We start from the raw sequence: 13,320 nt of genomic DNA, 5'->3' as shown, positions 1-13,320 counted from the left end.
AGTATTGAGTATTGAGTATTGAGTATTGAGTATTGAGTATTGAAAAATAATAGTTCTAAGTAAAACAGTGAACTATCTTTTAAAAAAGATATCATCAAATTACAAAGCTTAGAAAATTACAGCATACAATTTCACTATTGTTAAAACATGAACAAAACTTCACATCTCAATTTCACTAATTCCATAACTTCTTCTACGGATTTATATTCTTCAAGATTACATCATTTTGAAGATTATTCCATGATCGGTAGATCTTTACTTGATTCTCTAATTTTCAAATTACTAGATATCACTTTAGTTTGAGATATTTTAACTCTTTTATTTTCTTCAATTCGATCAATTAAAAGTTCCGCAGCTTGTTCACCCATTGTAAAACCATGTTGCACCACAGTGGTAATTGAAGGCGATGAATACTCTGATATTAAGCCATCTGTAAAACCAACTACGGAAATATCTTCAGGTATATTCATTCCTTTTTCTTTTGCTATTCTGATAGCTATTGCAGCATAAATTTCATTAACCGCAAAAACTGCATCTATTTTCTGATCAAATAACTTCTTTATCTGTTCGTAAATACTTTGCTCCTCATCTACATTGATTATTAAATCATTGTTAATTGGCGTCAACGATTCTTTCAAAGCCCTCTTATACCCTTTCAACCTGTTCAATCCAACCGTAACATGCTCTGGAGTTGTTATAATACCAATATTTTTACAACCTATATCCACCAAATGCTTTGTTGCCTTATGCCCAGCCCCTACATCATCCACAATAACCTTATCACATTCTATAGAATCATGAACTCTATCAAATAAAACCAAAGGAACTTCGTTTTCTATTAAGTTATAAAAATGGTTCAAATCATTATTCCTAAGAGATTCTTTAGCTATAGAAACTATTAACCCATCTACACTACCATTGGTAAGTACATTTATGGTTTCTACTTCTTTAGCTTGATTTTCATTAGAGAAACAAACCATTATATTGTAACCACGTTCATTCGCTACTTTTTCTATTCCAGAAATCACTGTTGAAAAGAAATGATGTACTATTTTAGGTAAAATAATACCAATCACTTTTGTCTTTTGATTTCTTAATTGTAACGCTAAATTATTAGGTCGATAATTATAGTGGTTTGCATAAGCTTTGATACGTTCTTTAGTCTCTTGACTAATTTCATGACTATCTCTTAAAGCTTTTGACACTGTTGAAGTTGAAACACCCAACTCCTTAGCTATTATTTTTATGGTAATTTTTGGCTTCATATTTTGCAAAGCTGATAAAAAAATCAACACTAATTTATCAATACGTTAAGTTAAAGTTAAAAAGTTATCAACACGAAAACGTTTTCGTAGTGTTAATAGTAGCTAGAGCGTATTTTTAATACCTATATTCACATCGCAGATTAAAGATTATTGATAAAAACAAACGAATTAAATTTACTTATTTATCTAAGAACACAAACATGAAACAAACAAAACAATTATTTAGTTTATTTCTACTGCTTTCTTCTTTGATTATACATTCGCAACAAACAGTTAAAGGTACTGTAACCGAAAAAGCTACTGGAGCTTCATTACCTGGTGTATCTGTTATTGTGAAAGGACAAACAAGAGGTGCGGAAACAGACTTTGATGGAAATTACACCATCGATAATATCAAGCCAACTGATGTTTTAATTTTTTCATTCATAGGTTTTGCCACAAAAGAAGTTACAGTAGGAAATCAAGCTACTATTAACTTAGCTCTAGAAGAGAGTGAACAACTACTAAACGAAATCGTTGTAGTTGGATATGGTACTACCACTGTAAAAGACGCAACAGGATCAGTTGAAGTAGTTTCTTCTAAAAAATTCAATAAGGGTGCTATTGTATCTACAGATCAGCTTTTAACTGGTAAAGCTGCTGGGGTTAGAATAACAACAAATGGAGGATCTCCTGACTCGGCTCCTAATATTAGGATACGTGGAGGATCATCACTAAGTGCACAGAACAATCCTTTAATTGTTATTGATGGAGTTGCTATTGGTAATGATAACCCAGCTGGGGTTTCAAATCCATTAACATTAATTAACCCTAACGATATTGAAAGTTTTTCTATATTAAAAGATGCTTCTGCTACTGCCATATATGGTTCAAGAGCTTCTAACGGGGTAATCATCATTACTACAAAACAAGGTTCTTCAGGGAAAACTAAATTCAATTTTTCTTCTGACATCTCTATTAGTAATGCAGGAGAAGGTTTAGACTTTATGGACGGGAGACAGTTTTATAACTTTATTGAGCAAAACTTCCCTACACGATTAGGTCAGTTAGGTGTTCCTGTTGGTAGTGTTAATTCTAACGAACAACCTATACAAATAGTAAATGGTAGAGCTATTTACAATACCAATTGGAGAGAAGCAATTTTAAGGACAGCTATTACTACAAATACAAACTTTAGTGTTGGGGCTAATTTGTTTGATAAAATTCCTTTCAGAGGATCTGTAGGATATACCAAAGCGCAAGGAATTGTTCAAAATGACGATTATGATAGGTTTACTTCTTCATTGAAATTAACTCCAAAATTTTTAGATGACAATCTTAAAGTTGATGTAAATGCTAAAACTATCTTTGCTGAGAAAAATGCGATAAGTACTGATGATGTTATTAGAGAATCATTACAGTTTGACCCTACAAAACCAATATTCAACAATTCACCAACTAATAGATTTGGACAATATTATTTAACTACATTTGATGATGCAGGTAAATTTAGAAGAATTGTTCAAAGCAATCCATTAGCTAGATTAGATCAAAGAGACAGACCTGAAAATGTTTTCCGTTTTTTAGGTAATATTGAATTTGACTATACCATGCCATTTTTACCAGAATTGAAGGCTGTGCTTAACTTAGGTTTAGATGCTTCTAAGTCGAAAGTAGAAGAAACTTTCAGTCAAAATGCTTTTGAAACTTATCAATTTGACACTGAAAACGATAATATCAATAATAACTTTCTTTTCAATCCAGGTGTAAATTTTAGAGAAAACCAAAGTGTTACAAACACAACTTTAGATGGTTATTTAAAATACGAAAAGGTTTTAGAAAAAGGGTTCATTAATAAATATGATATTCAAGCTGGTTATTCATATCAGAATTTTAAAAATGATGGTACACAAGATAGATTTATCTACAATAATGTAACTGGAGTTAGAGAAGCTGTAGTAAATCCTGCAAACCCTAATTTTAGATATTTCAATGTATTAAATCTACAATCTTTCTTTGGTAGAGCCAATATTAGTTTATTAGATAGATACCTATTGACTTTCTCTATTAGAGCTGATGGTTCTTCTTTATTTATTAAAGAAAATAGATGGGGATACTTCCCTGCTGCTGCATTAGCTTGGCAAATAGATGAGGAAGACTTTTTAAAAGATTCTAATTTTGTCCATAATTTAAAACTTCGTTTAGGTTGGGGTAAAACTGGGCAACAAGATATTACGGGTACTGTAGGTTTTTATCCTTCAATTCCTTTATTCTTAGCGGGAGATAATAATAGTCAATATTTCCCTAATTCATCAATTTATTCTGCTCAAGCATTTAATCCAGACTTAACTTGGGAAAAAACTTCTACGTACAACTTAGGTTTAGATTTTTCACTATTCAAAAATCAATTATTATCTGGTAGTTTTGATATTTACAAAAGATTTACTACAGATTTATTAGCTGAAGTACCAATTCCTCCAGGACAAGCCTTAACAAATGCTTTTGTTGACAACGTTGGAGAAACTGAAAGTGAAGGTTTTGAATTAAATATCAATTCTACTCCTGTAGATACTGAAGATTTCACCTTTAGCGTAGGTGGTAACATTGCTTATAACCGAACAGAAGTTACTAATTTAGACGGAATAGATAAAATTACAGTAGATGATACTGATCTAAGAGGTACTGGAACAGATTTATTAAGTCATGCAGTAGGACAACAGGCTGGAAGTGCATCTGTGTTTAAACAAATTTATGACACAAACGGTAATCCTATTCCAAATGCATTTGTAGATATTAACGGAGATAACAAAATTAATGATGATGATAAATTTTATAAAGCTATTGCTCCTAATTGGACTTACGGTTTTAATTTAAGTTTTAATTATAAAAACTGGGATTTAACATCTAACTTTAGAGGACAAATTGGTGGTTATGTTTATAATTTTTCTCAGCTTAACTATGGTTTCCTAGAAAGCGCAATAAGTTCTAGTCAAAACAACCTTACAAATGTATTAGATTTCAATAACGGTGCTGCTAACTCTGTGTTTAGTAATGTGAATGGTGACGCTCAATTTACAGATCATTATCTTGAAGATGCTACCTTCTTAAGATTAGATAACATCACTTTAGGTCATAGATTTGATAATATTATCAAAAACGGAACAATAAGATTATATGGTTCAGTAATGAATCCATTTATCATAACTAACTACACAGGTTTAGATCCTGAAAACTTTGGAGGAATTGATAGAAATGCCTATCCAAGACCTACTGTATATACTTTTGGTATTAACGCTGATTTTTAAAAAGACTTAAAAAATGAAAAAATTTATAACATTAATAGGTTTATCACTGACCTTTTTGAGTGCTTGTACTGGTGATTTAGATGTGACTCCAGAAGTTGAGTTAAGTTTGGAACAAGTATTAGCTAATGACCCAAATGCAGTTGATGGCTTAATTTCTAAACTATACGGTTCGTATGCTTTAACTGGACCAACAGGACCTGGTAGTACAGATATTGTAAGTAATGATGCAGGTGAAGGTGCTTTTTTAAGAGCAATTATCAATTTACAAGACTTTACTGCTGATGGAATGAAAAATAGATGGGGTGATGATGGTTTAGACCAGCTTACAACTACTTCTAATTGGGATCAAAACAACAAGTTTTTCAGGCTTTTCTTTGACAGAGCTTATTTTACCATTCCACAATGTAATAACTTTTTACAAATTCTAGATGGTGCAGATTTTCCAAACGAAGAAAATATTAACGCAGAGACTAGGTTTTTAAGAGCCTTAGCATATTATAACATTATAGATGTATTTGGAAAAGGTGTTTTGGCTACAGAAGAAAACTTAGGTCAATCTGATTTCTTAGAAGAATCAAGTAGAGTTGAATTATTCAACTATGTTGAATCTGAATTATTAGAAATTGAGCCTGTTATTTCTGAAACAAGCACTTATGGTAGAGCTAATAAGTATGTAGTAGATATGTTATTAGCAAAATTATATATTAACGCTGAAGTTTACACTGGAACTGCTCGTTGGGATGATGCTGCTACTTATATTAATAAGGTAATTAACGAAGGTGGTTATAGTTTAGATACTAATTTTGTAAAAGTTTTTTCTGCGGATAATAATACTTCTACTGAAATTATTTTTCCTTTAATTGCAGAAACTATTTCTAGTCAAAGTTATGGTAACACAACATATTTAGTTAACGGTAACCTAAGTTTAGATACTATGCCTTTAGCACAATTTGGGGCTACAAATGGTTGGACAGGTCATAGAGCTACAAAAGCTTGGTATGGATTGTTTGGTAACCTAGCTACTACTACTGATGTTAGAGCTAGTTTATTCTGGACAACTGGACATAATTTTGAAATGAACGATTATAGAGAGTGGACAGATGGATATCCTTCTATTAAGTTCAGAAACACAAATTCAGATGGTTCAGGAACTCCTACAGAGTTTTCTGGAACTGACTTTCCTTTCTATAGATTAGCTGATGCATATTTAATGTATGCAGAATTAGCTTTAAGATCGGCTAACGGAACAAACCTTGGTGATGCTTTAAATTATGTAAACGCTGTTAGAACTAGAGCTGGAGCTTCAAGTATTACTACTGCCGATTTAACTTTAGATTTTGTTCTTGATGAAAGAGCAAGAGAATTAAACTTAGAAGGACACAGACGTTCTGATTTAATACGTTTTAAAAAATTTACTGGAAATAGCTATTTATGGCCATGGAAAGGTAATTCTGTGAATGGTGCTTCAATTCCTGAACACTACAAATTATTCCCAATACCTGCTACAGCTTTGCAAGCAAACCCTAATTTAAAACAAAATCCAGGATACTAATAATACAACAACATGAAAAATATATATATCAAAATTTCTTATGTACTAGTTTTCGTACTAGCTGTAGGAATTATTGGATGTAACGATAACTCTGAGACTTTTACAGTCTCAAGTAATCCAACTACTCCAATATTAAACAATGTTTCTATCAGTGATATTGAAATTGATCGAGTTAATGTTAATACCCCTGGTTTAACATTAAACTGGGAAAATGCTGATTATGGAGTACAATCTGTAATTACTTACGATGTACAGTTTTCAAGTGATGAAAACTTTACTAATCCTGTAATTGCGTCTTCTGTTCAAGGAAAAAACTCTGTTACACTTTCTATGGGAGAGTTAAACACAAATGCTGGTAATGCTGGTCTAAATCCTTTTGAATGGAGTAATTTATATGTAAGAGTTTCCGCTTCTTTAGGTAGTCAAAATGGGGTTCCAACACCTTCAAACACATTAGTTTTAAATGTGTATCCATTCTTTAACTATGTTTTTGATGATTACTTTATTGTTGGAGATGCTACATCTCCAGGTTGGGATAATAACAACAATAATCCTGCTTTATACAGAGATATTGATAACCCTAACTTATTTACATACACTGGATATTTTGGAAGTGGATTCTTCAAAGTTTTAGAAACTAAAGGTTCATGGACTCCACAATGGGGTACAAATGATGGTACTTCTATTGAAGCAAACCCAGGCGGTGGTGATGATCCTGAAAGATTTCCTGATGCTGGAGGAACAAATATTACTCCAGGATACTACACCTTTACTATAAATTTTGGAACAAATGACTTCTCTTTTGAAGCTTTTGATGAAACTGGAATTACTAGTCCTGGTAGTTTAGAAGTACAAGGTAGTTCTTTAGCTACTTCTGTAGCACTAACTCCACTTGCTTTTGATGGTCACATATGGTATGCTAACTCTGTAAGATTATTACCTGGTGAATTACAGTTTTTAGCAAACGGAGCAGATGCTTGGGGTAGTGATACTGCTTTCTCTGGTATAGCAACCGTTGGTGGTGCTAGCATTCCTGTACCTGTTGAAGATGATTATGATATTTGGTTTAATGATTTAACTGGTCAGTACATACTGATTCCTTTAAACATTTAATTTAAAAGACTTTAAAATGAGTAAATTAATAAATAAAATAGTAATTGCATTTGTGGCTACCATGTTTATGTTGGCTGCATGTGAGAATGAAGAAAATTTAAATATTACTTCTCCTGAGCCTGTCTTTACATTAGACACTCCTGGTATTTCAAATGTATTTTTAAATTTTGCTTTACCTGATAATCCAGCGTTTACAATTACATGGAAAGATGAACTTACCAAAGACAACAATACCTATAATATTGAAATGTCTAAGGATGATACTTTTGATTCTCCTATAGAATTAGGACAAACTGAAGGTACAAGTTTTTCAATGTCTGTTACAGAATTTAATACGGTATTGAAAGATGCTGGGTTTTCTTCTTTTGAAGAATTACCAGTACATTTTAGAGTAAAAAATGGAGAGAAAGTTAGTAATTCAATATTTTTATTGGTAACTACTTATTCTGTAGAAATTCCATCAATTACTGCTCCTGACGCTACTTTTAGTATTGTACTTTCAGATTTAGATCCTGAAGCAGTAGCTACAACAATGACATGGACAGATCCAGAAATAAACGATAACAGCACTGCTGCTATTACTTATAGACTAGAATTAGCGGAAGCTGGTACCAGCTTTGCTACTCCTTTAACAGTTGCAGAATCTTCTGATTTAACATATGATATTACACATGGAGCCTTTAACACTTTAGCTTTAACAGCTGGTTTAGTTGCTGAAACAAGTGGTAATCTTGATTTAAGATTAATAGCTACTACAGCAACAGATTCTGGTGATTTGATAAGAACTTCAGATACAGTGACAATTGCGGTTACTCCGTATGATGTTACTTTACCTTCTTCTTTATTTGTTGTAGGTGCTGGTGCTGTTGATGCTGGTTGGGGATGGACTTCTCCTGTAGAATTACCTTTACAAGGAAAAGTATATTCAGGAAACATTAGATTAACACCTAATGGTGGTGGAAATTTCAGATTCTTTACAGTTAGAGATGATTGGGGTTCTGGACAAAATTATACGTACTATGCCGATAGAGGATATACTTTTGATCCTAATTTATCTGACGCAATGGACGGTGATAATAACTTCTTATTTACTGGTGCGGAAGGTGAATATTTTATAGAAATTGATACTGAAAATGAAACAATCACTTTAGGACCTCCTGTTGTTGGACCAAATTGTGTTCACGATCAACTTTGGGTTGTAGGTGCTGGTGCTGTTGATGCTGGCTGGGGATGGACTTCTCCAATCAGAATTAGATGTACTGGTAACGGTTTATATCAAGGTAACATCAATCTTACTAATGATGCTTTCAGATTCTTTACAGTTAGAGATGACTGGAACTCTGGACAAAACTATCCTTTCTATGCAAATGATGGTTATACAATTAATACTGATTTAGTAAATGCTGGTGACGGAGATAGTAATTTCTCTTTTACAGGCGCACCTGGTGAATACTTTTTAACTGTTGATACTGTTAATAAAGAAATTAAATTAGAACCTAAAAATACTACTTGCGAGTTTGTAGATTTATGGATGGTTGGTGCTGGTGTTCCTGATGCTGGCTGGGGATGGGCTTCTCCAATTCAATTCTCTTGTGTTGATATAGGATTATACAAAGCTGAAGTTACTTTTGCTAATGATGCTTTTAGATTCTTCACTGTAAGAGACGATTGGAATTCTGGTAGAAATTTCCCATACTATCAAACTGAAGGTTATACTGTTGACGCTAATTTTGAAGATGCAATGGACGGTGATAACAACTTTAGATTTGTTGGTACTCCTGGTACTTATACCATTTATATGGATACAATAGCAAAAACAATTACTTTAGAGTAAATTTAACCAGAAATATACCTAAATTTAAAAGCTATTCTATCTCTATAAATTAGTAGATAGAATAGTTTTTTTAATTATTCAAACATGAAAAAATTTACAACAATATTATTCTTATTATTGGGGAGCATTCTCACTTATGCACAACAGCAAACTGTTACTTTTTCAGTTGCGCCAAGTACATTTAATGAAGATGACGCTATTACAATAACTGTTAGTAATATAAACACTACAACATGGGGTGTTTCTGATATTTATTTATGGACTTGGTCTTATGACATTAATGATGAAAATGTCGTGGATGCACCAAACAATGGTTCATGGACCAATTCTAATGAAGCACATAAACTAACAAATAATGGTGATGGAACTCATTCAATAACTCTTACACCAACTACTTTTTACAATAGGACTGGTATTGGTCGTGTTGGTATGCTTATTAAAGCAAAAGATGGTACTGGAGACAAAAAATCTCAAGATTACTTTCATGAAGTAGGTGCTTTTCAACTAAATGTAAGTGCTCCAACAGAAAATACTACCATTATTAATTCTGGTGAAACAATTAATGTTACTGCTACAACAAGTTTAGCTGCTAACTTCACATTAAAAGGAAATGGCACTACTGTAGATACTCAGAACAGTACTACTTCATACAGCTATAGCGCTGCTATTACTGAAACAACTGATTTTATTTTAGAAGCTGTAAACGGTGCAGAAACTTTATCTAAATCGTTTAAAGTATTAGTGAAACCAACAATTGTAGAAGAAGCTTTGCCTGCTAATTTAAAAGATGGTATCAATTTTAATGCTTCTGATAATACAAAAGCTACTTTAGTATTATTTGCTCCTAATAAAGATTTTGTACATGTTATTGGAGATTTCAATAGTTGGGCTATTGATGATAATTTCTTAATGAAAAAAGATAGTAGCAAAGATCGTTTTTGGATAGAAATTTCAGGATTAACTCCACAAACCAATCACATGTATCAATATTTAATTGATGGTGAAATAAGAGTTGCAGATCCCTACTCTACTTTAGTGCTTACCGAAACTAACGATCAATTTATCAACGCTACAACGTATCCTGATTTACCAACATATCCAACTGGAAGCACAAATCATGCTGTTACAGTTTTAAAAACAGGTGAAACTCCTTTCAACTGGCAGGTTACTAACTTTGATAGACCAGAAAAAACAGATCTTGTAATTTATGAAATTTTATTACGCGATTTTGATAGTTTACATAGTTTTGATGCTTTAAAAGCTAGATTAGATTATTTAGAAACCTTGGGAATTAATGCTATTGAATTAATGCCTGTTAGTGAGTTTGACGGGAATGAATCTTGGGGATACAACCCATCATTTCATATGGCTTTAGATAAATATTATGGTACTAAAGAAGCTTTTAAACAACTAATTGATGAATGTCATAAAAGAGGAATTGCTGTAATTTTAGATGTTGTATACAATCATGCTACAGGACAAAATCCATATTACAGAATGTGGAATACTGTAAATGGTGATTACGGAGGAACTGCGACTGCTGATAGTCCTTTTTTCAATCAAACAGCGAAACATTCTTTTAATGTTTTTAACGACTTTAACCATAGTTTACAAGCTACTAAAGATTATGTAAAAAGAACTACTCAATATTGGATTGAAGAATTTAAAATTGATGGTTTCAGATGGGATTTAACCAAAGGATTTACACAAAACTGCTCTGCTTCTGATGACGCTTGTACAAATGCTATGCAAGCTGATAGAGTTGCTGTTTTAAAAGAATATGCAGATTATCAATGGGATGTTGACAATGATTTTTATGTAATTTTTGAACACTTAGGAACCAATACTGAAGAAACAGAATGGGTTAATTATAGATTATCTGAAGGAAAAGGAATTATGATGTGGAGTAATTTAAACTCTAATTACAACGAAACAACAATGGGATTCCATAATTCAAATAAATCTAACTTTTCTTGGATTGATTACAAGCAGAGAGGTTGGTCTGTACCAGCAAACATTGCCTACATGGAAAGTCATGATGAAGAACGTTTAATGTACAAAAATCTACAATTTGGTAATCAAAATGCTAGTTATAGTGCTAGAGATTTAAATACTGCTTTAAATAGAGTTGCTAGTGCAGGTGCTTTTTATTTTACAGTTCCTGGACCGAAAATGATTTGGCAATTTGGTGAATTAGGGTATGATATTAGTATCGATCAAAATGGTCGTACTGGTAACAAACCTATTTTATGGCAATATGATAACGTTACTGAAAGAAAAGCGGTATACAATCTTTGGTCCAAACTAATTGCTTTAAAAAAACAAGAAGGAATTTTTAAAACTTCAGATTTTACACTAGATGTTGATGATAATACTGGTTTAAAGAAAATTCAACTTATAAATGATGATAATACTGATGACTTACAATACATCACTATTATAGGTAACTTCAATATCGTTGAACAAAATATAAACCCTACATTTCAAAAAACAGGTACTTGGTATGATTTATTAGATGAAACAAACACTATAAATGTTACTAATGCCAACGGTACTATTTTATTACAACCTGGTGAAGTTAAGGTTTTCGGAAGTGCTGCTGTTACTTTGTCTACTGATGAGTTTATTAACGAAACTGATAATTTAACTTTATTTCCAAATCCTTCAAGTGAGTTCTTCTCATTAAATAAAGATGTTGAAGATATTGTAATTTATAATATCTCAGGAAAAGAAATAAAAAGCTATTCTGGGAACTACAACAAAAATCATTCTTTTTCAATAGATAACTTATCATCAGGTATTTATTTTATTAAAGGAACGACTAATAGAACTTTGTTTTCAAAAAAATTGCTTGTAAAATAAATTCCATTTTAACTTTCAAAAGAGAAGACTAACCTTCATTGGTTGGTCTTTTTTTTATTAAATAATTCCTACTACTCATCAATATAAAATTTGATATTTTTGTAGTTATAAACACACATAGATGAAGAGATTTTTTAAAATTCTAGGAATAATCATAATAGTTTTAATAGTAGCCGTTACTGCTTTTTACTTTGCCAACAACGAACCACTTCCGGTTGGTGAAAAGGGAGAAAAAGCTGAAACACTAGCTAAGAAAATGTTAGCTGCTATTAATAATGAAGCTTATGAAAATACAGAAGTTTTAGAATGGTCTTTTCGAGATACTAATTTTTACAAGTGGTATAAACAACAAAGTTTAGTTGAAGTATCATGGAATGGTAATAAAGTTACTTTAGACACTAGATCTTCAGAAAATAGCAAAGTAATCAATAATCCAGATAACAAACCTGAATCTGAACTAATTAAAAAAGCCACTACTTATTTTAATAACGATAGTTTTTGGTTAGTTGCTCCTCATAAAATACTTGATGCAGGAACGGAAAGAAGCATTGTTAATTATAATGGTAAAGAAGCCTTACTTGTTTCCTATACTTCTGGAGGTAGTACTCCTGGAGATTCGTATTTATGGATTTTAGATGATAACGGCTTCCCTACTTCATACAAAATGTGGGTAGGAATCATCCCTATTGGAGGAATTGAAGCTACTTGGAACGATTGGAAACAAACCAATTCTGGTGTTCAACTTCCTACTAAACATTCAATTTCTTTATTTGGTTTAGAAATCGATATGGGAGATGTAAAAACTAGCAATCCTACTTCTGATGGCTTAGCTAATAAAATTTTAAAAGCAATCAAACATGATGCTTATAACAAAACCAACTTTTTAGAATGGAGTTTTGGTGGAAGACGTTCTTATAAATGGAATAAAAAAGATCATATTGTTGAAGTTTTATGGGATAGCACTAAAGTAATTTTACATCCAGATAACTTAGATAAAAGTACACTGTTTTACAATAATAAACCAGCTGCTAAAAATGAAGAAGTTATAAAAAAGGCTGAAAGTTATTTTAATAATGATAGTTTTTGGTTAGTTGCACCTCATAAACTATTTGAAACAGGCATTATTAGAACCGTTAAAAAAGTAGATGGTAAAGAAGCATTACTAGTAAAATATACTCAGGGAGGAACAACTCCTGGAGATTCATATTTATGGATTTTAGATGAAAATTATATTCCAAAAAGTTATAAAATGTATGTACCTAGTATGAAAATGGATGGTGTTTCTGCTACTTGGAAAGATTGGATTACTACTGAAAGTGGTACTTTACTACCTACAAATCATACTTTTGGAGAAAATGGAATTTTAAGCATGGGAGATGTTAAAGGGTACAACTAATCAACAAAATTTTA

The 13,320-nt window shown here is 31.9% G+C and carries 7 protein-coding genes; 6 read left to right on the top strand and 1 reads right to left on the bottom strand.

Features of this window, described 5'->3' with window-relative positions; translation table 11 throughout:
* Positions 1-233: 233 nt before the first annotated feature.
* Complete coding sequence (locus tag EYW44_RS01040) at positions 234-1,265, bottom strand: LacI family DNA-binding transcriptional regulator (protein ID WP_132721507.1); 1,032 nt, start codon at positions 1,263-1,265, stop codon at positions 234-236.
* 200 nt (positions 1,266-1,465) lie between these two features.
* Between EYW44_RS01040 and EYW44_RS01035 the strand changes: the two genes are divergently transcribed.
* From EYW44_RS01035 to EYW44_RS01010, 6 genes are all read left to right on the top strand, one after another.
* On the top strand, positions 1,466-4,549 hold the full coding sequence (locus EYW44_RS01035; protein ID WP_132721505.1) for a SusC/RagA family TonB-linked outer membrane protein: 3,084 nt from the start codon (positions 1,466-1,468) through the stop codon (positions 4,547-4,549).
* Between the two features lie 13 nt (positions 4,550-4,562).
* Positions 4,563-6,101: a RagB/SusD family nutrient uptake outer membrane protein gene (locus EYW44_RS01030; protein WP_132721503.1), complete on the top strand. Its 1,539-nt coding sequence runs from the start codon at positions 4,563-4,565 to the stop codon at positions 6,099-6,101.
* Between the two features lie 12 nt (positions 6,102-6,113).
* Positions 6,114-7,214 (top strand): SusE domain-containing protein, encoded by a 1,101-nt coding sequence (locus EYW44_RS01025; RefSeq protein WP_132721501.1) that lies wholly within the window; start codon positions 6,114-6,116, stop codon positions 7,212-7,214.
* 16 nt (positions 7,215-7,230) lie between these two features.
* The gene (locus tag EYW44_RS01020) at positions 7,231-9,048 is read left to right on the top strand and encodes a SusE domain-containing protein (protein ID WP_132721499.1); all 1,818 of its coding nucleotides are present in this window, start codon (positions 7,231-7,233) and stop codon (positions 9,046-9,048) included.
* Positions 9,049-9,132: 84 nt separating this feature from the next.
* The gene (locus EYW44_RS01015) at positions 9,133-11,910 is read left to right on the top strand and encodes an alpha-amylase family glycosyl hydrolase (RefSeq protein ID WP_132721497.1); all 2,778 of its coding nucleotides are present in this window, start codon (positions 9,133-9,135) and stop codon (positions 11,908-11,910) included.
* Between the two features lie 121 nt (positions 11,911-12,031).
* The gene (locus tag EYW44_RS01010) at positions 12,032-13,306 is read left to right on the top strand and encodes a hypothetical protein (RefSeq protein ID WP_132721495.1); all 1,275 of its coding nucleotides are present in this window, start codon (positions 12,032-12,034) and stop codon (positions 13,304-13,306) included.
* Positions 13,307-13,320 lie beyond the last annotated feature (14 nt).

It is taken from the genome of Tenacibaculum sp. M341 (assembly GCF_004337695.1).
Taxonomy (GTDB): Bacteria; Bacteroidota; Bacteroidia; order Flavobacteriales; family Flavobacteriaceae; genus Polaribacter.
The sequence above is the reverse complement of the archived record's forward strand: the minus strand, read 5'-3'. Positions and strand labels throughout refer to the sequence as shown.